A 26,771-nucleotide genomic window follows, 5' to 3' on the forward strand; every position below is an offset into this window, starting at 1 on the left:
CGCCCGGTTACATTCCGAACCCGGAAGCTAAGCCTTTCCGCGCCGATGGTACTGCAGGGGGGACCCTGTGGGAGAGTAGGACGCCGCCGAACAATCTTTCAGGACCCTTGGTCCCAGCGTGCATGCTGGGACCAAGGGTCCTTTTTGTTTTGCCGAAGCGCGCCGAACTGGTCGGTGCGTGAGAATGACTTGCAGTACCGAAGACAGGAGTCCGTCGATGTCCACCAACTCTCCCGACGACCGATCTGAACGCCGGCCGCGGGGTGGCGGCTACCGCCGCGAGGACCGACGGGACGACCGTCCGCGCGGCCCGCGGGAGGGCGGCGAGCGGGGCGGCTTCCGCCGCGATGACCGCGGTGGCGACCGTGGGGGGTTCCGCCGGGACGACCGGCGTGACGACCGCGGTGGCGAGCGCGGCGGGTTCCGCCGTGATGACCGTGGCGACCGGCGCGACGACCGCCCGCGTGGGCCCCGTCGTGAGGACGACCGCGGGGGCTTCCGGCGGGATGATCGCCGTGATGACCGTGGTGGCGAGCGGGGCGGCTTCCGCCGCGATGACCGTGGGGACCGTGGCGGTTTCCGGGGCGATGACCGTGGCGGCGAGCGCGGCGGCTTCCGTCGGGACGACCGTGGGGACCGTGGCGGTTTCCGGCGGGACGACCGTGGTGGGGACCGGCCGGGCTTCCGGCGCGATGACCGTCGCGACGATCGTCCGCGTGGTCCGCGTCGGGATGACGAGCGCGGGGGTTTCCGGCGTGACGACCGCCGGGACGGCGACCGTGGCGGCTTCCGTCGCGATGACCGTGGCGGCGAGCGCGGCGGGTTCCGTCGGGACGACCGTCCGAGTGGGCCCCGTCGTGAGGACGAGCGGGGTGGCTTCCGGCGCGATGACCGGCGTGACGATCGCGGTGGCGAGCGTGGTGGCTTCCGGCGGGACGACCGTGGCGACCGTGGTGAGCGGCGTGATGATCGGCCGCGTGGCCCGCGTCGTGAGGATGACCGTGGCGGGTTCCGTCGGGAGGGCGGCGAGCGCCCCGGGTTCCGGCGGGACGACCGTCGGGATGACCGGCCGCGTGGGCCGCGTCGCGAGGATGACCGTGGTGGCGAGCGTGGCGGGTTCCGTCGCGATGACCGGCGCGATGATCGCGGTGGCGACCGCGGTGGGTTCCGTCGGGACGACCGTGGCGGGGACCGTGGTGGCTTCCGGCGCGATGACCGGCGTGACGACCGTGGTGGCGACCGCGGGGGCTTCCGCCGCGATGACCGCCGTGATGATCGTGGCGGCGAGCGTGGTGGGTTCCGTCGGGATGACCGTGGCGGGGACCGTGGTGGCTTCCGGCGCGATGACCGGCGTGACGACCGTGGTGGCGACCGCGGGGGCTTCCGCCGCGATGACCGTGGTGGTGAGCGGGGCGGCTTCCGCCGTGACGACCGCCGGGACGACCGTGGCGGTTTCCGGCGGGACGACCGCCGGGATGACCGGCGGGAGCGGGAGCCGATCAAGCGGCTGCCGATTCCGGATGATGTCACCGGTGACGAGATCGACAAGGACGTGCGGCAGGAGCTGCTGAGCCTGCCGAAGACGCTCGCCGAGGACGTCGCGCGCAACCTCGTGATGGTGGCGAAGCTGCTGGACGAGGACCCCGAGCGGGCGTACGGATACTCCCGCGTGGCCCTGCGGCTCGCGTCCCGCGTCGCCGCCGTTCGCGAGGCGGCCGGTTTCGCCGCGTACGCCTTCGGCAAGTACAGCGAGGCGCTGGCGGAGTTCCGGGCGTCGCGCCGGATGACGGGCAGCGCGGAGCTGTGGCCCGTGATGGCCGACTGCGAGCGTGGCATGGGCCGGCCCGAGAAGGCCCTCGCCATGGCCGGCGAGCCCGAGGTGCAGCGGCTGGACAAGGCCGGGCAGGTCGAGATGCGGCTGGTCGCGGCGGGTGCGCGGCGTGACATGGGGCAGGCGGATGCCGCGGTTGTGACGCTGCAGAGTCCTGAGCTGGCGTCGAACGCGGTGCATCCGTGGACTGCGCGGCTGCGGTATGCGTATGCCGATGCGCTGCTGGAGGTTGGGCGCGAGGAAGACGCGCGCGAGTGGTTCGCGAAGGCGCTGGAGGCGGATCAGGGGGGTACGACGGACGCCTCGGATCGGTTGGCGGAGCTGGATGGCGTGGAGTTTACGGACGCGCTGGCGGACGACGCGGAGGATGAGGACGAGGGTGGCGACGAGGGCGTGGCCGAGGCCTCGGACGAGTCGGCCGACGAGGACAAGTAAGCGCCGCGCCGTGGGGGGCTGAGGTGCGGGGGCGGCTTCCCGCCGTGGGGGGTGCCGCTGCGCCCACCCGTGCCGCCCTGCGGCACGATTGCCCGCAGCTGGGTGGAGAAAGCGCTGCCCGCAGCTAAGTTAAAAAGATCGCCCGCCCTGGACCGTCAGGGCGGGCGATCTGCTTTTGGGGCGCCGGGTTCAGGCGGCTGTCGGGCTCTCTCAGGCGGCAGCCGGCTTCGGTGCGTACGGGGCGATGGGGTTCTTCAGGTTGCCGATCAGTTGGAGGGCGCCGGCTGGGTCCTGGAGGTTGACCATCTCCTTGTTGTTGCGCAGCTGGAGGCGGTTCAGGCAGGAGAGGGCGAACTCCTCGGCGAACATGTCGTACTGGGCGAACTTGTCCGCGAGTTGGGGGGCCGACTCCTGGTACTCCGTCACGCACTCGGCGACCGTGCGCCAGAAGGTTTCCTCGTCGACCAGGCCCTCGGTGACGAGGATGCCGTTGAGGAAGCGGAAGAAGCAGTCGAAGACGTCGGTGAAGATGGAGAGGAGCTTTTTGTCCTCGGGGACCTCGGCGCGGATGCGTTCTACGGCCGGGGGGAGGACCGCGTCGGGGTCCATGACCGCGATCTCCTCGGCGATGTCCTTGTAGATCGCGCGCTGCACGACGCCGTTCTCGATGACGAGGATGACGTTCTCGCCGTGCGGCATGAAGACCAGGTCGTAGGCGTAGAAGCTGTGGAGGAGGGGCGTGAAGTACGCCTTCAAATAGCGGCGCAGCCACTCCACGGCGCTCAGGCCGGACTCGCGCATCAGCGCGCCTGCGAAGGAGGCGCCGTCGCGGTCGGTGTGCAGCAGGGAGGCCATGGTGGCGAGGCGCTGGCCCGGTTCGAGGGACGGGACCGGGGACTCGCGCCAGAGGGCGGCGAGCATCTTGCGGTACGGGGAGCCCTTGGTGGTGGCCTCTTCGTACTGGCGGTGGTGGTAGCCGATGGCGGCGCGCTCGCGGATGATCGTCAGGCCGGTTTGCCGCAGGACCGGGTCGCTGTCGATGAGGCCGGCCAGCCAGTCGTTGATGGCCGGGGTGGCCTCCATGTACGCGGCGGAGAGGCCGCGCATGAAGCCCATGTTGAGGACCGAGAGGGCCGTTTTGACGTAGTGGCGCTCGGGGTTGCTCGTGTTGAAGAAGGTCCGGATGGACTGCTGCGCGAGGTACTCGTCGTCGCCGGGGCCGAGGCACACCAGGCGCTGCTGGGCGACCTCGGCGGCGAAGGTGACGGAGAGTTTGTTCCACCACTGCCAGGGGTGGACCGGGAGGAGCAGGTACTCGGCCAGGTCCAGGCCCTGGGAGGACATCATCGATGCGAAGCGGGAGAGCGTCTCCTCGCCGAGCTCCGCGTGCATCAGCGCCTCGTAGTCCAGGCCCGCGCCGGCGGTGAAGGTGGCGCGGTCGCGGCGGGCGGCGAGCCAGATGAGCTGGATCGGGGCCGCGGCCTCGGGGGCGTACGCGCGGTACTCGTGGATGCCGAAGCCGAGGCGGCCGTTGTTGGCCACGAAGCACGGGTGGCCCTCGGTCATGCCGGTCTCGATGTCCTGGAAGCCGGACTTGGCGAGCTCGTCGGCCGGGATGTGGTCCTTGGTGAGCTTGTACGCCGTGCCGGAGAGGGTAGAGCTGATCTCCTCCAGGTAGACGGGGAGGATCTCGTCGCTGAGGCCGAGGGCGTCGCGCAGTTCGATGAAGAACTCGACGGCGTCGAGGGGGAGGTCGGTGTCCTCGCGGTGGCGGGTGATCGAGTCGGCGTCGATCTGCCAGTGGTCGAGGGTGAGGACCTGGGCGGCGAAGCGGTACTCCACGGTGCCGTCGTCGCTGCGGACGGAGTAGCGGCCGTCCAGCATCGGGCGGGGGGTGAGGAGACGCTCGTGGGTGAACTCGGCCAGCGCCTTGCGGATGAGGAGGCGGCCGGCCCGGTCCCACAATTCGGGGGTGAGGTGGGCTACGGCGTCGCTGGGGGTGGTGGCGGCGTTCATCGGGTGGTCACTCCTATCGCCGCAAGGTACTGCTCGCGGGTGCAGGTGCTGAGGTAGGCGTCCTTCTCCGGCTTGGCGATCTGCCGGACGATTTCGAAGCCGACGGCTTCGTTGAGGGCGTGGACGGCCTTGTTGTTCACATCGGGCTCGACGACGACGCGGGCGGTGGCCGGGTCCTCGAAGAGCATCGCCATGACGGTGGTGATGACGGCTCGGGTGAAGCCGTGTACGGGGGTGTCGCTGGGCGCGGTCAGGAAGTGCATGCCGACGTCGCCGGGCTGGGGGTCGTAGAGGCCGACCAGTTCGACGTGGGCCGGGTCGTACCGCTCCATGAGGAAGGCGGGGCGGCCGTTGTGCAGTCCGATGAAGGCGTCGTGGTGCTCGGCGGCGGCGATGCCCATGTACTCGCGCTCCACGTCGGGGAGCGTGGCGTCCTGCATCATCCAGAAGGACGCTTTGGGGTGGGTCACCCAGCCGTGCAGCAGCTCGGTGTCCTTGAGGGGGTCGAGCGTGCGGACGGCGAATTCGCCGAGTGCGGGGTCGGTGCGGGTGAAGAGAATTTCAGTGGCGCTGTTCTTGTCGCTCATCGGACGATGCCTTCCGGTGCTCCGAATTCCTGGAATGCGATGGTCTTCTCGACCGCGTACGGCTGTCGGCCGAGCATCTCGGCGATGATGTACGCGTTGCGGTAGGGGCCCATGCCCAGGTCGGGCGAGGTGATGCTGTGCGTGTGCACGCCGGCGTTCTGCAGGAAAATGCCCTGGCCGCTGTGGTCGACGCTGTAATTGCGGGCGAGGTCGAAGCGGCCCTGGCCGTCCAGGCGGATGCGGTCCTTGACCGGCGTGAGGAAGTCCGGGGTGGTGTAGCGGTAGCCGGTGGCGAGGATCAGGCCCTGGGTCTCCAGGGCGAAGTCCTTCTCCTGCTCCTCGTGGCGCAGGCCCAGCGTGTAGGTGCCGGTGGCCTCGTCGTACGACGCGTCGTTCAGCGCAGTGTTGGTGAACAGCCGGGTCTGGACCGGGCCCTTGAGGTTCTTCTGGTAGAGCAGGTCGAAGATCGCGTCGATGAGTTCGCCGTCGATGCCCTTGAAGAGGCCCTTCTGCTGGGACTCCAGGCGGTAGCGGGTGGCCTCGGGGAGCGCGTGGAAGTAGTCCACGTACTCGGGGGAGGTCATCTCCAGCGTGAGCTTGGTGTACTCCAGCGGGAAGAAGCGCGGGGAGCGGGTGACCCAGTTGAGCTTGTAGCCGTGGACGTCGATCTCGGAGAGCAGGTCGTAGTAGATCTCCGCGGCGCTCTGGCCGCTGCCGACCAGGGTGAGGGAGTCCTTGGCCTGGAGCGCTTCCTTGTTCGGTAGGTAGCGCGAGTTGTGGATCAGGTCGCCGCCCAGGTCCCGGCAGGAGTCGGGGAGGTAGGGCGGGGTGCCGGTGCCCAGCACGAGGCGGCGGGCGCGGTCGGTGCGCCGCTCGCCGGTGGTCACATCGGTGCCGTGGACGAGGTACAGCTCGGCGCTCTCGTCGTACTCGACGGAGGTGACCCGGTAGCCGAAGCGGACGCTGGAGAGCTTTGCGGCGGCCCAGCGGCAGTAGTCGTTGTACTCCTCGCGCAGCGGATAGAAGTTCTCGCGGATGTAGAAGGAGTACAGCCGGCCCGATTCCTTCAGGTAGTTGAGGAAGGAGTACTCGGAGGTGGGGTCGGCGAGGGTGACCAGGTCGGCCATGAACGGCGTCTGGAGGTGGGCGCCTTCGAGGAACATCCCCGAGTGCCACTCGAAGTCGGGCTTGGACTCCAGGAAGAGGCCGTCGAGCTCGTCGAGGGGTTCGGTCAGGCAGGCCAGGCCGAGGTTGAACGGTCCGAGGCCGATGGCGATGAAGTCGTGTGCGGGTGTGGCGTGCGGGGGGTTGGTAGGCACGAGGTCTCCGGTGAGGGCGGTCAGTGAGCGCTGGTGAGTTCCGGCGTGGCCTCTTCGGCGAGGCGGGAACCGGCGTGCTCGGCGATCAGATCGAGGACCGCGGCGATGTCGCCGAGGGTGGTCTCGGGGTTGAGCAGGGTGAACTTGAGGTAGTGGCGGCCGTCGACGACGGTGGAGGCGATGACGGCCTCGCCGGAGGCGGCGAGCGCTTCGCGGGCGTAGAGGTTGATGCGGTCGACGCGCTCGGGGTCCGCGTCCCGGTCCGGTGCGTAGCGGAAGACCAGGGTGCTGAGGGTGGGGCGGGTGACGACCTCGTAGCGGTCGTCCATGTCCAGGAGGCGCCAGCCGTCGGCGGCGCGGTCCACGACGTCGTCGAAGAGCTCGCCGAGCTGGTCGGCGCCCATGATGCGCAGGGTCATCCAGAGCTTGAGCGCGTCGAAGCGGCGGGTGGTCTGGAGCGATTTGTCGACCTGGTTGGGGATGCGCTTCTTCGCCATCCGCTCCGGGTTGAGGTAGTCGGCGTGGTACGTGACGTGCCGCAGGGTGGTGCGGTCGCGGACGATGACGGCGCTGGAACTGACCGGCTGGAAGAAGGACTTGTGGTAGTCCACGGTGACCGAGTCGGCGTTCTCGATGCCGTCGAGGAGGCCGCGGCGCTTCGATACCAGCAGGCCGCAGCCGTACGCGGCGTCGACGTGCAGCCAGACGCCTTCGCGGGCGCAGAGCGCGGCGATCTCGGGGAGCGGGTCGATGGAGCCGAAGTCGGTGGTGCCGGCGGTGCCGACGACGGCCATCGGTATGAGGCCCTCCTCGGCGCAGCGGGTGAGCTCCTTCTCCAGGGCGTCGGTGCGCAGCCGCTTCTCGTCGTCGACGGGGATCGCGATGACGGCTTCGGGGGTGAGGCCGAGGAGGGTGGCGGCCTTCTCGATGCTGAAGTGGCTGACCTGGGAGGTGAGGATGCGCAGGCGGGTGCGGATCTCGGTGTCGTCCAGGTGCGGGTGCTGCTCGCGGGCGAGGCGGCGGGCCTCGTCGCGGGCGAGCAGCATGGCCTGGAGGTTGGACTGGGTGCCGCCGCTGGTGAAGACGCCGTCGGCGTCGTCGCCGAAGCCGATGCGGCCCGCGGTCCATTCGATGAGGCGCTGCTCGATGAGGGTGCCGCCGGCGCTCTGGTCCCAGGTGTCCAGGGAGGAGTTGACGGCGGACAGTACGGCCTCGGCGACCACGGCGGGGATGACCACCGGGCAGTTGAGGTGGGCGAGGTAGCGCGGGTGGTGGAAGTAGACCGCGTCGCGGAGGTAGATGTCCTCCAGCTCGTCCAGGGCGGCTGCGGTGTCGCCGAGCGGGCGCTCCAGGTCGACCTGGTGGACCTCGGGGGCGAGCCGGTCGGCCGTCATGCCGGTGAACGGGCGCTCCGTGGCGGCGAGTTTGGCTGCCACCCGGTCGACTCCGTCGCGTACCGCCTCGCGGTAGTGCTGGAACGTGGCGTCGTTGAGCAAGTGGCTCCGGCTGGCCCTGGCGGGGGCTGTCATGAAGGTGTCCTCCCATATGCGGACATGTCCGCGGTACGGGTGGGGAAATGTCACCACCCGTCGAGCTGGTTAGGTAAGCCTATCCTAAGTTACTCGACGGGTGGCATGGGGGTGCCGGGGCGCGTGGTGAGAGGGGTGTGTCAGACCTCTTCGTCGAGCGTGCGCAGCACGAGCCCTGTCGCCGGCTTCGGGCCGAACGAGGTGGACTTGCGGGGCATCGTCACGCCCTGGGCGGCCAGTTGACGGACCGTCTCCTCGTCGACGGCCCGCATCAGGACCGCCGTACCGCCGTGCTTCGCGGCCCATTCGAGCGCCGCGTCCGTGTCGTGGATGTAGCGGATGCCGTCCGGGTGGTCCGGAATCCGCCACACCTCGTCCAGCAGAACGGAGTGCAGAACGGTGGCATCCAGCCGCCGCCACGCCTCCGGCCGGTCCGTACGGATCGCCCGCTCCAGCAGCTCCGGATCGGGGCTGTCCAGCAGCCGGAAGGAGTCCGGGCCCGAGGCGAGCAGGAAGGCGCTGCCCTGCGCCGCCTCCAGCGCCTCCAGCGCCGCGGACAACGGCCCGGGCACCTCGCGCACCCGGAAGGCGCCGCCCAGCTCCGCCAGCGCCCGCTCCAGCGGCAGATGCGGCAGTACGCGGTGAATGGCCCGCACCCGCAGCGGATAGCGGGCGGTGTCGACCAGCAGCACCAGGCCGCGCGACCAGGGCGAGCCGGCCCCGGCGCTCTGCTCCTCGGCGAGCCGCTGGTACGTCGCCCAGCGGTGATGTCCGTCCGCGATCAGCGCCTGCCGGGCCGAGAGATCCGCGTCCACGGCCGCCAGTTCGGCCGGGTCGGTCACCGCCCACAGCCGGTGCGCGAAGCCGTCCTCGGTCGTGGTGGCCAGCAGCGGCGGCAGCTGCGTGGTGCGTTCGATCACCGCGGTGGCGCCGCTCGCCGTCCCCTCGCCCCGGTACGACAGCAAAAGCGGCTCGAAGTTTGCGGCCGCGGTACGCATCAGCGCGGCCCGGTCCTCGACCACCTCGGCGATCACGTCCTCGTGCGGCAGTACCGGCCCGTCCAGCCCCAGCGCACCGATGATGCCGCGCTGCAGCACATCGCCCCTGCGCTGCTCGTACACGTACAGCGCGGGCTGCGCATCGGGCGCGAGGACGCCCTCGGCGCGCCAGCGGGCGAGCGTGTCGGCGGCCTTGCGGTGCCGGGTCGCCGGGTCCGCGGCGTGCGGCAGGATCAGCCGGACGATGTTGTAAGGATCGGCGGTCTCCAGGTGCCGGACGCCGTCCGGCCGGACCACCACGTCGTACGGGGGCGAGGTGACCGCGGTGAGACTGCTCACCCGGTGGGGTGCGTAGCGCAGTCCGCGAAAGGTGTCCAGGCGCAGGCCGTCGGTGCTGGTCATTGGCAAATGCTATGCCGCACGGGGCGGTGAGGGATGATCGGGGGAGAAGCGCAATGCGGCGGGAAAAGGCCGTTTGCGCGCGATATGGATGGTTAAGGAGCTGGACGGCATGGACGAGCGGGTGCGGACGCGGCCGGAGGGCAGCGCCCGGACGCTGAGCGAGGCGTACGACACGGCACTGCTGGACCTGGACGGCGTCGTGTACGCGGGCGGGTCCGCCGTGCCGCACGCGGTGGAGTCGCTGACCGCCGCGCGCGACGGCGGGATGCACCTGGCGTACGTCACGAACAACGCGGCGCGCACTCCGGACGCCGTGGCCGCGCAGCTGTCCGGGTACGGCCTGCCGACAGAGGCGGGCGACGTCGTCACCTCCGCGCAGGCCGTCGCCCGGCTGATCGCCGGTCAGGTGCCCGAGGGGGCGAGGGTGCTGGCGATCGGCGGCGAGGGCCTGAAGGTCGCGTTGCGAGAGCGGGGCCTGGTGCCGGTGGACTCGGCCGAGGACGACCCCGCCGCCGTGGTGCAGGGCTACGACCCCAAGCAGAACTGGGAGCAGCTGGCGGAGGCGGCCTACGCGGTCGGCCGCGGCGTCCCGTGGTTCGCCGCCAACACCGACCTGACGATCCCGAAGGAGCGCGGCATCGCACCGGGCAACGGCGCGCTGGTGGAGGTCGTACGGATCGCCACCGGCGGCACCCCGCAGGTCGCGGGCAAGCCGCAGCCGCCGATGCACCGCGAGACCGTGCTGCGCACGGGGGCGAAGCGGCCGCTGGTGGTGGGCGACCGGCTGGACACCGACATCGAGGGCGCGTTCAACGGCGGGGTGGACTCGCTGCTGGTGCTCACCGGCGTGACCACGGCGGCCGAGCTGCTGGCCGCGCCGCCCGAGCACCGCCCCACGTATGTGGACGCCGACCTGCGCGGCATCCTCGGGCCGCAGCCGGAGGTGACGGACGCGGACGGCGGGTTCCGGTGCGGCGGTTGGGTCGCCTCGGCGGGCGGTGACGCTTTCGTACTGGACGGCCAAGGCTCCCCCCTGGATGGCCTGCGGGCGCTGTGCGCGGCTGCCTGGACGGCGGCCGGCGACGGGCGGTGCCCGGCCGACGCCGGGAAGGCGCTGGCCCGCATCGGTTTGTAGGCGGCTCGGCTGCCCGCGGATGGTCGGTCCGCGGGCAGGCGTAGGGCCCGCCTGCGGGAAGCAGGCGGGCCCTCGGGGTTACTTCTTCGCGGCGGCGGTCAGCTCGGCCAGCAGCTGTTCCTCGCTCGCGCCGCGCCGCCAGTAACCGGTGAATTTCACGGCCCTGCGGTCGAAGCCGCGCTCCTTGACGAGGTGCCGGCGGAGCGCCTTGACGGTGCCGGACTCGCCCGCGATCCAGGCGTACGGGGTGCCCTCGGGCAGCTCGGCGGCGCCCACCGACGCGAGTACCCGGTCGGTACGGTCGGCCGCCGACTCCTCGCGCACCAGCCAGGTGATGTCGGCATCGGCGAAGGTGGGCAGCTCCTGGCGGTCCGCCGCGTGGCCCACCTCGATCCACACCTTGGCCTTGGTGCCCGGCGTCAGCCAGCCCAGGATGTTCGCGATGGCCGGCAGGGCCGTCTCGTCGCCGCTCAGCAGGATCCAGTCGGTGCCCTGCGGCGGACGGAAGTCCACGCCGCCGTTGTCCTCGACCACCGGGCCCAGGATGCTGATCCGGTCGCCGGGCACGGCGTTCGCCGCCCACCGGCCGGCCGGTCCCGAGGTCCCCTCCTCCGCGCCGTGCAGCGCGAAGTCCACGTCCAGCTCCGGCGCCGGGACCTGGCGCTGCGCGCGGACCGTGTACGTCCGCATGATGCTGCGCTCGGCCGGGTCCTGCGCACGCCAGGCCGCGTACCAGCCGTCGCCCTGGTCGTCGAAGACCGGGACGCTCTGGTGCGCCCGCGGGAAGAAGAGTTTCACCCGCTGGTCACGGCCGCCGGTCAGCAGCTCCGGCAGGCGCGCGCCGCCGAAGGTGATCCGGACCATCGAGGGGCCGAGCCGGCGGGTGCGCACGACGTACAGGTCGAAGAAGCGGAACGGGGCGGTGGCGGGGGCGGCGGTCGTGGTCATGCGGGGGAAGACCTCCCTTGGGTGGAGTCGCGGGTGGGGGCCGGCCGGGGGGTGCGCGGCCGGCCCCGGCGCGTCAGTTGACCTTCTTGGCGTCCTCGATGGCCTTGGCGAGACCCTCGACGAGCGGGGCTGCGCCCGCGTAGGAGAAGCGGGGCTCGCTGGACCAGGGGGCGATCTGGTCCGCCTTGACGGCGGGCAGCTTCGCCCAAGCGGGCTTGGCGGCCAGGTCCTTGGGCTGGAGGGTGGCGGTGCGGTTGTCGAGCAGCAGCACGTCCGCCTTGTACTTGTCGGCGTTCTCCCAGCTCAGCGACTCGAAGTAGCCGCCCTTGTCGAGCTTGTCCGGGACGATCAGGTCCACGCCGAGGGACTTGAAGTACATCAGGTCGGCGTTGATGCCCGGGTTGGAGGCGTAGAAGAGGTCGGGGCTGCCGGAGCAGGCGAGCACCTTGACCGGGTTGGACTTGGCGGCCTTGCGCAGCCGGGCCGCGGCCTTCTCGAAGCGGGCCTTGGCGTCGGTGACCTTCTTGGCCTTCAGGTCGGCGCCGAGGGACTCCGCGAGCTCGGCGTACCGCTCGATGATTTTCACCATCGGGGTGCGGGAGGAGGTGATCGCGACGCTCTTGGCGAGCTTGGTGATCTTGTCCTTGCTCTCCTCCGGCACGAACCACAGGGCGCCCGGCTCGTACATGTTGGTCACGAGCAGGTCCGGGGCGAGCCCGGCGTACTTCTCGACGTTGAACTGGCCGTACGCGTTGCCGATGATGGTGACCTTCGAGATGTCGAGGTCGCCGGCCTGCGGGTCGGGCTTGCCGTTCTTCAGCTTGGTCGGGCCGAAGACGCCGACGATCTGGTCGTCGATGCCGAAGTCGTGCAGCGCGGCGGCGGTGCCGGTGAAGGCGACGATGCGCTGTGGCACAGTCTTCAGGGAGACCTTCTGCTTGCGGTCGTCGGTGAAGCTCCAGGGTCCGCCCTTGCCTTCACTGCCGGCCGGTCCCGAGGCCTTCTCGCTGCCGCATGCGGCGAGCAGGGCGCCGACGCCGACGGCCCCGCCGGCGGCCAGCAGGCCGCGTCGGGACAGGGAAGGTCTGGGGGACATGCTCATAGGGACGCACTTCTCTCTGGGGAGGGCCTGAGTGGGCAACGTGAGGTTAGGCTAACCTAAACGGCGTGTTGGTCGACAGCCCCCCTGAAACAGCCGCCGCGCCCGTGGTGCCCCGGCGACGGCAGGCCACCCGCTCCGCGGGACTCCTTGCCGCCCTCGGCATCCTCGCGGTCATCACCGTCCTCGGAATCGCCGTCGGCTCGAAACAGATACCGGTGGCCGACGTCTGGCACGGCGTCATGCACTACTCCGGTACCGACACCGACGTGATCGTCCGTGACGTCCGGCTGCCCCGCACCCTCCTCGGCCTGCTCGCCGGCGCGGCCCTCGGCCTCGCCGGCGCCGTCATGCAGGCACTCACCCGCAACCCGCTGGCCGACCCCGGCGTCCTCGGCATCAACGCCGGTGCCTCCGCGGCCGTCGTCTCCGGCATCACCTTCTTCGGCGTCACCTCCCTCACGTCGTACGTGTGGTTCGCCTTCGCCGGTGCAGCCCTCGTCTCCGCCGCCGTGTACATCCTCGGCGGCACCCGCAGCGCGACCCCCGTCCGGCTCGCGCTCGCCGGTACCGCCCTCACCGCGGCCCTCACCGGCTACCTCAACGCGGTCAACCTCATGAACACCGCGTCGCTGGACAAGATGCGCTTCTGGACGGTCGGTTCGCTGGCCTCCGCCACCATGCCCACCGTCGAGAAGATCGTCCCCTTCATCGCGGCCGGCGTGCTGCTCGCCCTCCTCGTCGCCCGGCCGCTGAACGCCGTCGCGCTCGGCGACGACCAGGCCCGCGCCCTCGGCGCCAAGCTCACCCGCACCCGCGTCGCCGCCATGGCCGCCGTGACCCTGCTGTGCGGCGCCGCCACCGCCGCCTGCGGCCCGATCGTCTACGTCGGCCTGATGGTCCCGCACGCCGTCCGCGCCATCACAGGCCCCGACATGCGCTGGATCCTGCCGTACTCCGCCGTCCTCTCGCCGGTGCTGCTGCTCGGCGCCGACATCATCGGCCGGATCGCGGCCCGGCCCGGCGAGCTCCAGGTCGGCATCGTCACGGCCGTCATCGGCGGCCCGGTCTTCATCCATCTCGTACGGCGACGGAAGATGGCACAGCTGTGAGCACTCCCATCAAGACCTCCGCGCGCCCGGCCGTGAAGGCCCTGCGCACCGCCGGCGGACTGTCCGTACGGCTGCACCCCCGGGCCGTACTGGCGGGACTGCTGCTGCTCGTCGTGGCGCTCGCGTCCGGCGTCCTGCTCATCGGCACCGGCGACTTCCCGATGTCCTTCGGCGACGTCCTCACCACCCTCAGCGGTGGCGGCAACCCGGGCCAGGAACTGATCGTCAACGATCTGCGGCTGCCCAGGGTCCTGGTCGCGCTGCTGGTCGGCGTCTGCTTCGGGCTGGCCGGCGCGGTCTTCCAGACCGTCACCCGCAACCCGCTCGGCAGCCCCGACGTGCTCGGCTTCGCGCAGGGCTCCTCCGTCGGCGCCCTCGTCGTCATCGTGTACCTGCAGGGCTCCACCGTCGCCATCGCGATGGGTTCGGTGGTCGGCGGCGTCCTCACCGGCGTCGCGATCTTCCTGCTCGCCTGGCAGCGCGGCGTGCACGGTTACCGCTTCGTCCTCGTCGGCATCGGCGCAGCCGCGATGCTCTACGCCGTCGTCCTGTACCTGATGACCAAGGCGAACATCGTCGAGGCGACCCGCGCCACCACCTGGATGACCGGCTCCCTCAGCGGCCGCGACTGGGACCAGGTGTGGCCGCTGGCCGCGGTCTGCGTCGTCCTGGCCCCGGTGATCCTGCTCTGCGGCCGGCCGCTGGCCATGCTGGAGATGGGCGACGACTCGGCCGCCGCGCTCGGCGTCCGTACCGGCCGCGTCCGCATCGTCGCGCTGCTGGCCGCCGTCATCCTCACCGCGTCCGCCACCGCCGCTGCCGGACCCATCGCCTTCGTCGCGCTCACCGCGCCGCAGCTCGCCCGCCGCCTCACCCGCGCCACCGGCCCCAACCTGCTGCCCTCGGCCCTGATGGGCGCGGTCCTGCTGGTCCTCGCCGACCTGCTCTCGCAGCGCGTCTTCGGCGCCGACCAGATCCCGGTCGGCGTGGTCACCGGCGTGCTGGGCGGCGGCTATCTGCTGTGGCTGCTGGCCAATGAGCGCAAGGCGGGCCGGGTATGAGCGCCCCGACCCCGGGCGGCCCGACCGCCACCACCCCGCAACCGACCGGCCGTACCACCCCCAGGAGAGCCGAAGTGAGCCGTCTCGCGGCGCAGAACGTCACCCTCGCCTACGACCAGCGGGTCATCGCCGAGCAGCTCTCGGTCGATATCCCGGACAATTCCTTCACGGTGATCGTCGGCCCCAACGCCTGCGGCAAGTCCACCCTGCTGCGCGCGCTGTCCCGGATGCTCAAGCCGCAGGCCGGCTCGGTCCTGCTCGACGGCTCCTCGATCTCCTCGCAGCCCGCCAAGAAGGTCGCCCGCACCCTCGGCCTGCTCCCGCAGTCCTCCATGGCCCCCGACGGCATCACCGTCGCCGACCTGGTCTCCCGCGGCCGCTACCCGCACCAGGGCCTGCTGCGCCAGTGGTCGGACGAGGACGAGCGCATCGTCCAGGAGTCGATGGACGCCACCGGCGTCGGCGAGCTGGGGGAGCGGTATGTCGACGAGCTCTCCGGCGGCCAGCGGCAGCGGGTCTGGATCGCCATGGCCCTCGCCCAGCAGACCCCGCTGCTGCTGCTGGACGAGCCCACCACCTACCTCGACATCCAGCACCAGATCGAGGTACTGGACCTCTGCGCCCAGCTGCACGAGGAGCAGGGCCGCACGCTCGTCGCGGTACTGCACGACCTCAACCACGCCGCGCGCTACGCCAGCCACATCATCGCCATGCGCGGCGGCGAGGTCGTCGCCGAGGGCGCACCGGCCGACGTGGTCACCGCCGACCTGATGGAGCGGGTCTTCCGCCTCAAGTGCCAGATCATCGACGACCCGGCGACCGGTACGCCGCTGATCATCCCGGCGGCGCGCACGCCCCGTAAGGCCGCGGCGGCCTGATCCTCGGGACAGACGGCGTCACAGGCGTCGTCACAGCAGCGTCCGCAGCCGCAGGAGGTCGCGGAAGCCGGCCTCCAGCTTCACCCGGCCGCTGCCCCACGCCCGCGCGAAGTGCAGCTCGCCGTCGACCATCGCGACCAGGTCGTCGCCGGTCATGGCGAGCCGGATCTGCGCCTTGTCCGGCGGCGGGCCCGGTACGGCCGTGACGTCCATGAGGGTGCCGTCGGACAGCCGCCCGACGAAGGTGACGTCCAGGTCGGTGATGTGGCAGCTCAGCGAGCGGTCCAGCGCGGCGGCACCGCGCACGGCGCCGCTCGCCGACGTCGAAAGGTTCTGTGCCAGCCGGTCCAGGGCCGCTCGGCACTGTTCTAGGGAAGCCATTGCAAGGACGATACCCAGCTCAGGGCCGACTCGTCCGCCGGAGCGCCCGCCGTTCGCGGTAGCGTCGGGGCATGGACGAGCCGAACCCCGGTGCCGAGTGGCCGGAACGGGACCCTGAAGCCGCCGAGGCGCCCGACGAGCCACCCTTCGAAGGCCCCGACGCGCAGCCCGAGGAGCCCGCGGGCCCGCGGCCGCTCGGCGTACCGGTCACTCCGACCGGGCATCCCGAAGTGGACGGCCGGCTGGCCCGGCTCGGTGACGCCGACCACCTCGCCGTCGGCGGCCACCTCGCCGTGTACGAGGATGTCCACCGGGGGCTGCGCACCACGCTGGCCTCCTTGGACCAGCAGCCGGGGCCCCGCCCCGGCGCACAGAACGACATCAGGAGCTGAACCCCGGTGGCAGGTGTGGCACGACGCCGACTCGACGCGGAGCTGGTGCGCCGCAAGATGGCCCGCTCCCGCGAGCACGCGAGCCAGCTGATCGCCGCGGGCCGGGTGACGGTCGGCGGCCAGCCGGCGAGCAAGGCCGCCACCCAGGTGGAGACCAGCGCCGCGCTGGTCGTCCGCGAGGACGAGAACGATCCGGACTACGTCTCGCGCGGCGGCCACAAGCTCGCCGGCGCGCTGGCCGCCTTCGTACCGAAGGGCCTGAAGGTCGAGGGCCGCCGGGCGCTGGACGCGGGCGCCTCCACCGGCGGCTTCACCGACGTCCTGCTGCGCGCGGGCGCCGGCCACGTCGTCGCCGTGGACGTCGGATACGGACAGCTCGCCTGGTCGCTGCAGAGCGACGACCGGGTGACGGTGAAGGACCGCACCAACGTCCGTGAGCTCACCCTGGAGCAGATCGACGGGGTGCCCGCCGACATCGTCGTGGGCGATCTCTCCTTCATCCCGCTCGGCCTCGTCCTGCCCGCGCTGGTCCGCTGCTCCGCGCCGGACGCGGACCTCGTCCTGATGGTCAAGCCGCAGTTCGAGGTCGGCAAGGAGCGCCTCGGCAGCGGCGGCGTGGTGCGCAGCGCGCAGCTGCGGGCCGAGGCGGTGCGGATGGTCGGGGAGCGCGCGGCGGAGCTGGGACTCGGGGCGCTGGGCGTCACCGCGAGCCCCCTGCCCGGCCCGTCGGGCAACGTCGAGTACTTTCTGTGGCTCCGCGCCGGTGCGCCTGCCCTGGACCCGGCGGATGTCGAGCGTGCAGTGGCGGAGGGGCCGCGTTGACCACTTCTGGAACGTCCGAAGCACCGCAGGAACAGCAGGTCCCGCAGGTCAAGGCGGTGTCCGCACCCGCACCCGTGCCGCTCGCCGGCAAGGGCCGCACGGTCTTCCTGCTCGCCCACACCGGCCGCCCCGCGGCCGTCCGCAGCGCCGAACTGGTCGTCCAGGGGCTGCTGCGCAGCGGTATCGGCGTACGGGTGCTGGCGGCCGAGGCCGCCGACCTGCCGCTGCCGGACTCCGTCGAGCAGGTGGCGACGGAACAGTGCGCGGCCGAGGGCTGCGAGCTGCTGGTGGTACTGGGCGGCGACGGCACCCTGCTGCGCGGCGCGGACTTCGCGCGGACGTCCGGCGTCCCGATGCTGGGCGTCAACCTCGGCCGGGTCGGTTTTCTCGCCGAGGCCGAGCGGGACGATCTGGACAAGGTCGTGGACCGGGTGGTGACCCGCGCCTACGAGGTCGAGGAGCGGATGACCCTCGACGTCCTGGTCCGCAACAACGGCACCGTGGTGCACACCGACTGGGCGCTGAACGAGGCGTCGGTGGAGAAGGCCGCGCGGGAACGGATGCTGGAGGTCGTCACCGAGGTCGACGGCCGCCCGGTGTCCCGCTTCGGCGCCGACGGCGTGGTCTGCGCGACGCCGACCGGCTCGACCGCGTACGCCTTCTCGGCCGGCGGCCCGGTGGTCTGGCCCGAGGTCGAGGCCCTGCTGATGGTGCCGATCAGCGCCCATGCGCTCTTCGCCAAGCCGCTGGTCACCTCCCCGGAGTCGGTCCTCGCGGTGGAGGTGCAGCCCAAGACGCCGCACGGCGTCCTGTGGTGCGACGGCAGCCGCTCGGTCGAACTCCCGGCGGGCGCCCGCGTGGAGGTCCGCCGCGGCGCGATCCCGGTCCGGCTGGCCCGTCTCCACCATGCGTCCTTCACGGACCGTCTGGTCGCGAAGTTCGCCCTTCCGGTCGCGGGCTGGCGGGGGGCGCCGCACTAGCGGTGCGACCGCCGGCTGGACGCGTACGGGGCAGCGGTCGTACGCATGTGCCCCGTATGCCTGCGCCTCGCAGGGTGTCGCGGGCGTCCCAAGGTGGGACTTTCCCGGCGGTTCCGTACCGGTTCCGGGGCCGTGCGCAGGGATGACGCGGGGGCGGCCGTCGCGGCGTGGGCCTCGGACCTCGTATGGTCGTATCCGTGTTGGAGGAGATGCGGATCCGGTCCTTGGGCGTCATCGATGATGCCGTCGTCGAGCTGTCCCCCGGTTTCACGGCGGTGACGGGCGAGACGGGCGCGGGCAAGACCATGGTCGTGACCAGTCTCGGCCTGCTGCTCGGCGGGCGCGCCGACCCCGCACTGGTACGGATCGGCGCCAAGGCGGCCGTCGTGGAGGGCCGCATCACGGTCGGCCCCGACGCGCCGGCGGCGGTCCGCGCCGAGGAGGCCGGTGCCGAGCTGGACGACGGGGCGCTGCTGATCAGCCGTACCGTCTCCGCCGAGGGCCGCTCACGGGCGCACGTCGGGGGACGGTCCGTACCGGTCGGGCTGCTGGGGGAGTTGGCGGACGACCTGGTCGCCGTGCACGGCCAGACCGATCAGCAGGGCCTGTTGCGGCCCGCCCGGCAGCGCCAGGCCCTGGACCGCTACGCCGGGGACGCCGTCTCGGTACCGCTGGAGAAGTACACCGCCGCGTACCGCAGGCTCCGCGACGTGGCCACCGAGTTGGACGAGCTGACCACCAAGGCGCGCGAGCGCGCCCAGGAGGCGGATCTGCTCCGCTTCGGCCTGGAGGAGATCTCCGCCGTCGAGCCGCAGGCCGGTGAGGACACCGAGCTGGCGGCCGAGGCCGAGCGGCTCGGCCACGCGGAGGCGCTGGCCTCCGCCGCGACCGCGGCGCATGCGGCGCTCGCGGGCAATCCCGAGGACCCCGAGGGCGTCGAGGCGACGACCCTGGTCGCCGGGGCGCACCGCGCGCTGGAGGCGGTACGCAGCCACGACGCGGCGCTGGCGGGGCTCACCGACCGGCTCGGCGAGATCGGCATCCTGATGTCCGACGTGGCGGGCGAGCTGGCGTCCTACGCCGACGGGCTGGACGCCGATCCGCTGCGGCTGGCGGCCGTCGAGGAGCGGCGGGCCGCCCTCACCGGCCTCACCCGCAAGTACGGCGAGGACATCGCGGCCGTGCTCGCCTGGGCCGAGGAGAGCGCCGCGCGCCTCGCCGAGCTGGAGGGCGACGACGACCGGATCGGCGAGCTGACCGCCGAACGCGACGCGCTCCGCGCCGAACTGGGCGAGCTGGCGCAGGCGCTGACCGACGCGCGCACGGCGTCGGCGGAGCGGTTCGCCGCCGCCGTCACCACCGAGCTCGCCGAACTGGCCATGCCGCACGCCCGGGTGAGCGTCGAGATCAGCCAGACCGAGGTGGCCGAGGACGCGGACGGCGTGCAGGTCGGCGGGCGGAACGTGGCCTACGGGCCGGCCGGTGCCGACGAGGTCGAGCTGCTCCTCGCGCCGCACCCCGGCGCGCAGCCCCGCCCGATCGCCAAGGGCGCCTCCGGCGGCGAGCTCTCCCGTGTGATGCTCGGCATCGAGGTGGTCTTCGCGGGCTCCGATCCCGTACCGACCTATCTCTTCGACGAGGTGGACGCGGGCGTCGGCGGCAAGGCCGCGGTCGAGGTCGGCCGCCGCCTCGCCCGGCTGGCCCGCTCCGCGCAGGTCGTGGTCGTCACCCACCTCCCGCAGGTCGCCGCGTTCGCCGACCGCCAGCTGCTGGTCGAGAAGACCAACGACGGCTCGGTCACCCGAAGCGGCGTCACGGTCCTGGAGGGCGAGGACCGCATCCGCGAACTCTCCCGCATGCTCGCGGGCCAGGAGGACTCCGAGACGGCCCGCGCGCACGCCGAGGAACTGCTGGAGACGGCGAGGACGGGCCGGTGAGCCGGGGCGCGCGGCTCGTGGGGCTGCTCACGGCGGCGGGGGTGGCCCGCGCCGCGTACGAGGGGCTGCGGCGGCGGCCACCGGGCGGCAGTGAACCGTGGCAGCGGAAGAACCACGCGGGCCGCAGCGTCGATCTGTTCGGCGGGCCGGCGGCCGCTGTGGGCGCCGCGGCCGCAGTCGCCGGCGCGCCCGGATTGTCGCTGAAGGCCCGTACCGCAGGCACGCTGGCCGTCCTGGCGGCGGGCGGCTGCGGCGCGTACGACGACGTGGCGGGCGCGGGCGAAGAGCGGCGCGGCTTCTGTGCGCATCTGTCCGCGCTGCGGCGGGGCGAGGTCACCAGCGGCGCGGTCAAGCTCTTCGGCATCGGCGCGGCCGGGCTCGCGGCGGGCGCGCTCCTGAAGGACCGCCCGGCCGACAAGGTCCTGGCGGGCGTGGTGATCGCGGGCTCGGCCCACCTGGCGAACCTGGTGGACGTGCGCCCCGGCAGGGCGGCCGCCGCGGTCCTCGCGCTCGGCGCCCCGGGACTGCTGCGCCGCGGGCCGGGCGCGGTGCTCGCGGCCGCCCCGGTGGGCGCGGCGGCGGCGCTGCTCGCCGACGACCTCGGCGAGCGCACCATGCTCGGCGACACGGGCGCCCACGCCCTGGGCGCGGCCCTCGGCCTCGCGATCGTCGCGGCCAACGGCCGGGCCGGGCTGCTTGCCCACGCCGCCGCGCTGACCGCCGCCGCGGCCTCGGGGGAGAGCGTCAGCCGCGCCGCGGCAGGGGCTGTCCTCACCGGCTGACGCCTGGGGCCCGGAGTGGCGGTACGAACACGGGCATGATCACCCGTGTGAGTGGTCCCGGCGGGCCCCGGCCGCGCAGCCGCAGCACAACGGCTTGTCATCGGTGCCGCACGGACGGCGCGGGCTGGCATGCTGGGCGCATCCCGCCCGCCTCACCGGACCACGCCGACCCAGGAGCCCGACGTACTCGTGAGCAGCACACCCACCCCGCCGACCGCACCGTCGCCGCTGCGCACGGTCCAGGTGCTGGGCCGAGGCAGCGCCGGCAGCGCGGCCCATGTGCACGCGCTGTCGGCGGGGCTCGTCGCGCGCGGGGTACGGGTGACGGTCTGCGCGGCGCCCGACGCCGAGGACACGTACGGCTTCACGGAGGTGGGCGCCGGCTTCGAACGGATCCCGCCACGCACGGACCCCGGGAGCATCACCGCGCTCCGCGCCGCCTGCGCGGACGCCGACCTCGTCCATGCGCACGGTCTGCACGCCGGGCTGCGGGCCTCCCTGGCGCTGCGTGGCAGGCGCGTCCCGCTCGTCGTCACCTGGCACACCAAGGTGCACAGCGAGGGCGCGCGGGCGCAGGTGACGCGGCTGCTGGAGCGCCGGGTGGCGCGGGCCTCGGCGGTCGTACTGGGCTCGTGCGCCGAACTGGTGCGCAGGGCCCGCGAGCGCGGCGCCCGCGACGCGCGCCTGGCGCCCCCGGCGGGGCCGCGCCCGCGCGGCGAGGAGGAGTACGCGCGCGAGCTCGGACGGCGCGAGAAGCGGCGGGCCGAACTGGGCGCGCTCGGGCGCCCGTTGCTGCTCGCCGTCGGCCGGCTGGACGCCCACCAGGGGCACGACGTGCTGCTGGACGCCGCGCACGGCTGGTGCGGCCTGGACCCGCAGCCGCTGCTCGTCGTCGCGGGGGAGGGGCCGCTGCGGACCGCGCTGCAGCAGCGGATCGACGCGGAAGGGCTGCCCGTACGGCTGCTCGGTCGCCGCGAGGACGTCCCCGGGCTGCTCGCCGCCGCCGACCTGGTGCTCGTGGCGGGGCGCTGGGAGGCCCGCTCGGTACTCGCCCAGGAGGCGCTGCGCGGCGGCGTCCCGCTGGTCGCCACGGACACCGGCGGCACCCGCGAACTGGTCGGCCGGGCCGCCGAACTGGTCCCGTACGGCGATGCCCCGGCCCTCGCCCGCACGATCGTGGAATTGCTCGACGATCCGGCCCGGCGGGCGGCTCTCGCCGACGCCGGACGCGCCCAGGCCGCCGACTGGCCCACCGAGGACGACACGGTCGCCCAGGTGCTGAGCGTGTACGACGAGCTGGCGCAGCGTCAGGGCTGAGAGCCTCCCACGGCCTTTCAGTCGTCGGTCTTGATCTTCTTCATGATCAGGTGCGAGTCGACCCGGGCGACGGCGCGCAGCCCCATGATCTTGGTGGTCAGGAACGTCTCGAAGGCGGCCTGGTCCTCGACGGCCACCCGGACGAGATAGTCGGGCCGGCCGAAGAGCCGGTGGAACTCGACGACTTCGTCGTAGGAGGAGATCGCGGTCTCCAGCTCCTCGACGGTCCGCAGGTCGTTGACGCTGATCTCCAGGGAGACCATGACGTCGAAGCCCCGCCCGGCGGCCGCGGGGTCGATGCGCGCCCGGTACCCGGTGATGATCCCGGCGTCCTCCAGCCGCTTGACCCGGCGCAGACACGGCGGCGGGGTGAGGCCCCCTGCCCGGCAGCCGTCCGACTTCCGGGCGGCGCTCACGGACTCCAGCACGGTGGGGCTGGCCCTGTTCCCCCTCGGGATCGCGCTGGGGGTGCTGGTCGTCCACGCGGGCCTGGACTGGTGGTGGGCCACCGCCTTCACCGCTTTTGTCTACGCCGGGTCGCTGGAGTTCCTGCTCATCGGCCTCGTCATCGCCACCACCCCGCTGGCGCAGGTCGCGCTGACCGCGTTCCTGGTCAACTTCCGGCACGTCTTCTACGCCCTGTCCTTCCCGCTGCACCGGGTCGGGAGCCGTCTCGGCAAGGGCTACAGCGTCTTCGCGCTGACCGACGAGGCGTACGCGCTGACCACCGGGGAGGCCGCGCGGTCCTGGAGCGGCCGGCGGATCGTGTGGCTGCAGGCGCTGTGCCAGCTGTACTGGGTCGCCGGGGGCACCGCCGGGGCCCTCCTCGGCTCCGTGGTGCCCGCCCGGCTGACCGGTCTGGACTTTGCGCTGACCGCGTTGTTCGTCGTCCTGGCCGTCGACGCCTACCGGGCCCGGCGCGACATCCCCACCCCCGTACTGGCCCTGGTCTGCGCGCTGGTGGCCCGGTTCGCCGTGCCGGGGGAGCTGCTGCCGGCCGCCCTGGGCCTGTTCACCGCCGGTCTGCTGGCCCGCCACGCGCTGGCGACGAGGACGAAGGGAACGGCCCGTGCCTGACACTCCCTACCTGATAGCCGCGGTGGCCGTCTCCGCGGCCGTCACCTGGGCGCTGCGCGCCCTGCCGTTCGCCGTCCTCGCCCCACTGCGGGCCAGTGCCGCCGTCCACTACCTCAGTGCGCGGATGCCGGTCGGCGTCATGGTGATTCTCACCGTCTACACCCTGCGCGACCTCGCCCCGCCGGACGCGCTGCCCATCGGCCTGTCCCTGGCCGCGACCCTCGCCCTGCACTTCTGGCGGCGCAATGCGGTCCTCAGCATCCTGGGCGGCACCGCGCTCCATGTCCTCCTGGCGGGCACGGTCTTCGCGCCGTCCTGAGCCCCGCCCCCGTATGGCCGTACCGCTAGCCGCGTTCCGTGTGCCGCCGCGCGTGCAGGGCCAGCCGCAGCCCCAGTACGGTCCCCGGGTCGTCGAGGTCCGTGCCGAGCAGCTGGGAGATGCGGGCGAGGCGGTCGTACAGGGTCTGGCGGTTGACGTTCAGGTCGCGGGAGGTCTCGGCCTTGCGGCCTGCGCTGGCGAGGTACGCCTCCAGGGTGGGCAGCAGCGGCTGGCGCGCGGTGCGGTCGTGGGTCAGCAGCGGGCCGATCGCGCGGTCGACGAAGTCCGTGAGCATGCCCTCCTCGCCGTGCTCCCGCATCCGCCACAGGAGGAGTTCGATGTCCAGGCGGCGGGCGTCGTACCAGAGCCGCGGCTCCAGCCCCTGCGCCGCCGCGGCCGCCTCGGCGGCGTGCCGCAGCCCGGGCCCGGTCGCCGCCCAGTCGCCGGCCGCGCCGACCACGACCACCGGGCGCTGCGCCGCCGGGCGGTCCAGCCCGGCCCGGGCGACGCCGGCCCGCAGCGCCTCCGCGATCCGGTCGGCCGCGCCCGCCCGGTCCTGCCCCTCGCGCAGCCCGAACAGCAGCGGGACGCGGCCCTCCACCGGCCGCACACCGAGCAGTACGGGAGCGCCGAGCGCGGACAGTTCCTCGCGCAGCGCCTGGGCGAGGAGCGCCCAGCCGGCCGCGGTGGGCAGTCCGGACGGCAGCCGCATGACCACCGGGAGGAGCGCCGCCGTACCGGGCCGGAAGCCCAGCAGCCGGGCCTGGCCCGGCGCTTCGGCGGCGGAGATCCGGCCCTCCGCGAGGTCGGCGAGGAAGTCGCCGCGGCCGCGCGCCGCCAGCCCCTCCTCCTGGCGGGACTGCAGCATGACGACGGCGAGGAGGTCGGCGGCGCGTTCGGCGGCGATGTGGTGGACGGGCGCGACGGCGCCGTTGACGGGCAGCAGGACGAGCCGGGCCCGTACGGCGTCGGGGCCGTGGCCGCCGCCGGGCACGTCCACCCGCAGCCCCTTCTCGCGCAGCCCCTCCCACGCCTGGAGCGGATCGGCGTCGGCGGCGGCGCCGTCGTCGGGGCCCGCGGCGTACAGCGGGCTGCCGTCCGGGGCCTCCAGGCAGAGCGGGTTGCCGGTGAACGCGGCGAGCAGGCGCAGCACTTCGGGGGCGCCGCCGCCGCGCAGCAGGACGTCCGTGCAGCGGCGCAGCACCTCGTCCGCGCGGCGCATCAGCGTGTAGTGGCTGTTGACGATCTCGGTGTGGATCTCCTCGGTGACCGAGACGTACGGCACCTCGCGGTGCAGCTGGATCAGCGGCAGGCCCGAGGCGCGGGCGCTGTCGACCAGGGCGGTGGGCAGCGACTCGAAGCGGGCGCCCAGCTCCACGACGAGCGCGGCGATCCCGCGCTCGGCGAGCTTGCGGACGAAGGCGCGCTGTTCCGAGGGGCGGGCGCCGAGGCCCAGCCCCGTGGTCAGCAGCAGCTCGCCGCCCTTGAGCAGCGAGGCGATGTTCGGCACCTCACCGGCGTGCACCCAGCGGACCGAGCGGTCCAGTCCGTCCTCGCCGGTGATCACTTCCGGCAGCCCGCGCCGCAGTGCGGGCAGCTCCAGCGCCCTGCGTACCGTGATCTCGGCCTCGACCATCGCTTCCGACCCCATGGCGTCGAACGCTACCCCCAGGAACGGCGGTCTGCCGCCACGGGAGCCTGGTCAGCGGGGCAGTTGCCCCGCGCCCGCCGCTTTCCGCCACGGAATCCGTCGCCGTCCGCCCCGACACCTCGTCGATCATCCGTACTAAAACCGGCTCGGTTGTCGGTTGTGGTGCCCGTCACAGTCCGCCAGGCTGTCGGCTCCACAGACCGCCTGCACGGGCGCCGGACGGAACAAGGGGTGGCATGTCCAGAACAGAAATACCGGAGGCGGCGCACGGCGAGGGCCACGGCGTCGACCGGCTCAAGGCCGGCTCCGTCGGCCTGGTCGGCGTCGTCTTCATGGCGGTCGCGACCGCCGCGCCCATCACCGCGATGACCGGCAACCTCCCGATCGCGGTCGGCGCCGGCAACGGCATCGGCGCCCCGGCCGGTTACCTCTTCGCGACCGTCGTCCTGACCGTGTTCTCCGTCGGATACGTCGCCATGGCCAAGCGGATCACCGCGGCGGGTGCCTTCTACGGCTTCATCTCGCACGGCTTGGGCCGGGTCGCCGGCATGGCCTCCGGGATGCTCGCCGTCCTCGCGTACATCGTCTTCGAGGCGTCGATCGTCGGCGTCTTCGCGTACTTCGCCAAGACCACCGTCGCCGACCAGCTCGGCGCCGACCTGCCCTGGCCGCTGTACGCGGGCGCGATGCTCGCGGTCACCGCCGTCCTCGCGCACTTCGACATCCACCTCACCGCCAAGGCGCTGGGCATCATGCTCGTCGCCGAGATCGCCGTGCTCTTCGCCGTCTCGTTCGCAGTACTGCTGGCCGGCGGCGGCCCGGACGGCATCCCCGCGGCGCCCGTCAACCCCGCCAACGCCTTCACCGGCACCTCCGCCGGGCTCGGCCTCTTCTTCGCCTTCTGGTCCTGGGTCGGCTTCGAGTCCACCGCGATGTACGGCGAGGAGTCCCGCGACCCCAAGCGCGTCATCCCGCGCGCCACGCTCGTCTCCGTCATCGGCGTCGGCCTCTTCTACATCTTCGTGTCCTGGATGACGATCTCCGGGAACGGCCTGGCCGAGTCGGTACGGATCGCGTCCTCGGACACCCCGCTGGACCTCTTCTTCGCGCCCACCCGCTCCTTCCTCGGCGGCTGGGCCGTGGACGCCTTCCAATGGCTGCTGCTCACCGGCTCGTTCGCCTGCGGCATGGCCTTCCACCAGTGCGCCGCGCGCTATCTGTACGCCATCGGGCGCGAGGGGTTCCTGCACCGGGGCCTGGGCCGGACGCACCCCCGGCACGGCTCCCCGTACTTCGCCTCATACGTGCAGACCGCGCTCGCCACCGGCCTCGTCGCCGCCTTCTGGCTGACCGGCCAGGACCCCTACATCCACCTGTACACGCTGCTCGCGATCCTCGGCACGATGGCGATCCTCATCGTGCAGACCCTCTGCTCCTTCGCCGTCATCGGCTACTTCCGGCGCCACCACCCCGAGGACCGGCACTGGTTCCGCACGTTCACCGCACCGCTGCTCGGCGGCGTCGGGATGACCGCCGTGGTCGTGCTGCTGCTGGTCAACATGCGGACCGCGGCCGGTGACGCGGCCGACTCGCTCTTCTTCCGGCTCATCCCCTGGATCGTCGGCCTGGTCTTCTTCGGGGGCCTCGGCCTGGCGCTCTATCTCAAGGCACGCAAGCCCGCACGGTACGAGATCATCGGCCGGATCGTCCTGGAGGACGCGGCCGAGCGCGACGAGGAGAAAACCGCACTCTGAGGAGGCCCG

The 26,771-nt window shown here is 72.6% G+C and carries 25 protein-coding genes and 1 rRNA gene; 16 read left to right on the forward strand and 10 right to left on the reverse strand.

The features are described 5' to 3' along the window. From rrf to AB0I82_RS18930, 3 genes are all read left to right on the forward strand, one after another. Positions 1-92 (forward strand): 5S ribosomal RNA (gene rrf / locus AB0I82_RS18920); the annotation flags it as partial. A gap of 273 nt (positions 93-365) precedes the next feature. Continuing rightward, the gene (locus AB0I82_RS18925; RefSeq protein WP_363259096.1) at positions 366-1,571 is read left to right on the forward strand and encodes a hypothetical protein; all 1,206 of its coding nucleotides are present in this window, start codon (positions 366-368) and stop codon (positions 1,569-1,571) included. After that, entirely contained in the window at positions 1,508-2,266 is a 759-nt protein-coding gene (locus AB0I82_RS18930; protein WP_363259057.1) for a hypothetical protein, read from the forward strand. The genes AB0I82_RS18925 and AB0I82_RS18930 overlap by 64 nt, the downstream gene beginning before the upstream one ends. 210 nt (positions 2,267-2,476) lie before the next feature. Here AB0I82_RS18930 and AB0I82_RS18935 read toward each other — a convergent pair whose 3' ends face one another. The 5 genes from AB0I82_RS18935 to AB0I82_RS18955 form a co-directional block, all read right to left on the reverse strand. Next, complete coding sequence (locus AB0I82_RS18935; protein WP_363258432.1) at positions 2,477-4,282, reverse strand: IucA/IucC family siderophore biosynthesis protein; 1,806 nt, start codon at positions 4,280-4,282, stop codon at positions 2,477-2,479. Further along, entirely contained in the window at positions 4,279-4,869 is a 591-nt protein-coding gene (locus AB0I82_RS18940; RefSeq protein WP_363258433.1) for a GNAT family N-acetyltransferase, read from the reverse strand. The genes AB0I82_RS18935 and AB0I82_RS18940 overlap by 4 nt, the downstream gene beginning before the upstream one ends. Then, positions 4,866-6,188, reverse strand: a complete 1,323-nt coding sequence (locus AB0I82_RS18945) for a SidA/IucD/PvdA family monooxygenase (RefSeq protein WP_363258434.1) — start codon at positions 6,186-6,188, stop codon at positions 4,866-4,868. The genes AB0I82_RS18940 and AB0I82_RS18945 overlap by 4 nt, the downstream gene beginning before the upstream one ends. A gap of 20 nt (positions 6,189-6,208) precedes the next feature. Beyond that, positions 6,209-7,717 carry an aspartate aminotransferase family protein gene (locus AB0I82_RS18950; RefSeq protein WP_363258435.1) on the reverse strand — a complete coding sequence of 503 codons (1,509 nt, stop codon included), beginning with the start codon at positions 7,715-7,717 and terminating at the stop codon, positions 6,209-6,211. 140 nt (positions 7,718-7,857) lie between these two features. Beyond that, on the reverse strand, positions 7,858-9,117 hold the full coding sequence (locus AB0I82_RS18955; protein ID WP_363258436.1) for a DUF1015 domain-containing protein: 1,260 nt from the start codon (positions 9,115-9,117) through the stop codon (positions 7,858-7,860). 109 nt (positions 9,118-9,226) lie between these two features. Here AB0I82_RS18955 and AB0I82_RS18960 point away from each other — a divergent pair, with 109 nt between their 5' ends. Continuing rightward, positions 9,227-10,252 (forward strand): HAD-IIA family hydrolase, encoded by a 1,026-nt coding sequence (locus AB0I82_RS18960; protein WP_363258437.1) that lies wholly within the window; start codon positions 9,227-9,229, stop codon positions 10,250-10,252. A gap of 78 nt (positions 10,253-10,330) precedes the next feature. Here AB0I82_RS18960 and AB0I82_RS18965 read toward each other — a convergent pair whose 3' ends face one another. Together AB0I82_RS18965 and AB0I82_RS18970 are read right to left on the reverse strand one after the other, a co-directional pair. Beyond that, the gene (locus AB0I82_RS18965; RefSeq protein ID WP_363258438.1) at positions 10,331-11,200 is read right to left on the reverse strand and encodes a siderophore-interacting protein; all 870 of its coding nucleotides are present in this window, start codon (positions 11,198-11,200) and stop codon (positions 10,331-10,333) included. Between the two features lie 73 nt (positions 11,201-11,273). After that, positions 11,274-12,302, reverse strand: coding sequence for an ABC transporter substrate-binding protein (locus AB0I82_RS18970; RefSeq protein ID WP_363258439.1), 1,029 nt, complete (start codon positions 12,300-12,302; stop codon positions 11,274-11,276). A 65-nt stretch (positions 12,303-12,367) separates the two neighbouring features. Between AB0I82_RS18970 and AB0I82_RS18975 the strand changes: the two genes are divergently transcribed. The 3 genes from AB0I82_RS18975 (at position 12,368) to AB0I82_RS18985 (ending at position 15,350) form a co-directional block, all read left to right on the forward strand. Continuing rightward, the gene (locus AB0I82_RS18975; protein WP_363258441.1) at positions 12,368-13,411 is read left to right on the forward strand and encodes an iron chelate uptake ABC transporter family permease subunit; all 1,044 of its coding nucleotides are present in this window, start codon (positions 12,368-12,370) and stop codon (positions 13,409-13,411) included. Positions 13,412-13,419: 8 nt separating this feature from the next. Then, positions 13,420-14,472 (forward strand): iron chelate uptake ABC transporter family permease subunit, encoded by a 1,053-nt coding sequence (locus AB0I82_RS18980; protein WP_363259058.1) that lies wholly within the window; start codon positions 13,420-13,422, stop codon positions 14,470-14,472. Between the two features lie 74 nt (positions 14,473-14,546). Next, entirely contained in the window at positions 14,547-15,350 is an 804-nt protein-coding gene (locus AB0I82_RS18985; RefSeq protein WP_363259059.1) for an ABC transporter ATP-binding protein, read from the forward strand. Between the two features lie 30 nt (positions 15,351-15,380). Here the strand turns inward: AB0I82_RS18985 and AB0I82_RS18990 are convergent, their stop codons facing one another. Then, positions 15,381-15,731, reverse strand: a complete 351-nt coding sequence (locus AB0I82_RS18990; protein WP_363258443.1) for a sterol-binding protein — start codon at positions 15,729-15,731, stop codon at positions 15,381-15,383. A 71-nt stretch (positions 15,732-15,802) separates the two neighbouring features. On the opposite strand from AB0I82_RS18990, the gene AB0I82_RS18995 reads away from it, so the two are divergent. From AB0I82_RS18995 to AB0I82_RS19020, 6 genes are all read left to right on the forward strand, one after another. Continuing rightward, positions 15,803-16,123 carry a hypothetical protein gene (locus AB0I82_RS18995; RefSeq protein ID WP_363258445.1) on the forward strand — a complete coding sequence of 107 codons (321 nt, stop codon included), beginning with the start codon at positions 15,803-15,805 and terminating at the stop codon, positions 16,121-16,123. Between the two features lie 6 nt (positions 16,124-16,129). Continuing rightward, a complete protein-coding gene (locus AB0I82_RS19000; protein ID WP_363258447.1) occupies positions 16,130-16,945 on the forward strand; it encodes a TlyA family RNA methyltransferase in 816 nt (271 codons plus the stop codon). 74 nt (positions 16,946-17,019) lie between these two features. Then, a complete protein-coding gene (locus AB0I82_RS19005; protein WP_363259060.1) occupies positions 17,020-17,925 on the forward strand; it encodes an NAD kinase in 906 nt (301 codons plus the stop codon). A gap of 185 nt (positions 17,926-18,110) precedes the next feature. Continuing rightward, positions 18,111-19,862, forward strand: a complete 1,752-nt coding sequence (gene recN / locus AB0I82_RS19010; protein WP_363258448.1) for a DNA repair protein RecN — start codon at positions 18,111-18,113, stop codon at positions 19,860-19,862. Further along, complete coding sequence (locus tag AB0I82_RS19015; protein ID WP_363258449.1) at positions 19,859-20,644, forward strand: hypothetical protein; 786 nt, start codon at positions 19,859-19,861, stop codon at positions 20,642-20,644. The genes recN and AB0I82_RS19015 overlap by 4 nt, the downstream gene beginning before the upstream one ends. Before the next feature lie 189 nt (positions 20,645-20,833). Further along, on the forward strand, positions 20,834-21,961 hold the full coding sequence (locus tag AB0I82_RS19020) for a glycosyltransferase family 4 protein (protein WP_363258450.1): 1,128 nt from the start codon (positions 20,834-20,836) through the stop codon (positions 21,959-21,961). Positions 21,962-21,978: 17 nt separating this feature from the next. Here AB0I82_RS19020 and AB0I82_RS19025 read toward each other — a convergent pair whose 3' ends face one another. Continuing rightward, positions 21,979-22,377 carry an Lrp/AsnC family transcriptional regulator gene (locus AB0I82_RS19025; protein WP_363258451.1) on the reverse strand — a complete coding sequence of 133 codons (399 nt, stop codon included), beginning with the start codon at positions 22,375-22,377 and terminating at the stop codon, positions 21,979-21,981. Between the two features lie 13 nt (positions 22,378-22,390). Here AB0I82_RS19025 and AB0I82_RS19030 point away from each other — a divergent pair, with 13 nt between their 5' ends. Together AB0I82_RS19030 and AB0I82_RS19035 are read left to right on the forward strand one after the other, a co-directional pair. Next, the gene (locus AB0I82_RS19030; protein WP_363258452.1) at positions 22,391-23,038 is read left to right on the forward strand and encodes an AzlC family ABC transporter permease; all 648 of its coding nucleotides are present in this window, start codon (positions 22,391-22,393) and stop codon (positions 23,036-23,038) included. Further along, positions 23,031-23,357, forward strand: a complete 327-nt coding sequence (locus tag AB0I82_RS19035; protein WP_363258453.1) for an AzlD domain-containing protein — start codon at positions 23,031-23,033, stop codon at positions 23,355-23,357. The genes AB0I82_RS19030 and AB0I82_RS19035 overlap by 8 nt, the downstream gene beginning before the upstream one ends. Before the next feature lie 25 nt (positions 23,358-23,382). Here AB0I82_RS19035 and AB0I82_RS19040 read toward each other — a convergent pair whose 3' ends face one another. Then, positions 23,383-25,008 (reverse strand): PucR family transcriptional regulator, encoded by a 1,626-nt coding sequence (locus AB0I82_RS19040; RefSeq protein WP_363258454.1) that lies wholly within the window; start codon positions 25,006-25,008, stop codon positions 23,383-23,385. Between the two features lie 236 nt (positions 25,009-25,244). Here AB0I82_RS19040 and AB0I82_RS19045 point away from each other — a divergent pair, with 236 nt between their 5' ends. Continuing rightward, positions 25,245-26,762 (forward strand): APC family permease, encoded by a 1,518-nt coding sequence (locus AB0I82_RS19045; protein WP_363258455.1) that lies wholly within the window; start codon positions 25,245-25,247, stop codon positions 26,760-26,762. Positions 26,763-26,771: the final 9 nt, after the last annotated feature.

The sequence above is a fragment of the Streptomyces sp. NPDC050315 genome (assembly GCF_040655775.1).
Lineage (GTDB): Bacteria > Actinomycetota > Actinomycetes > Streptomycetales > Streptomycetaceae > Streptomyces.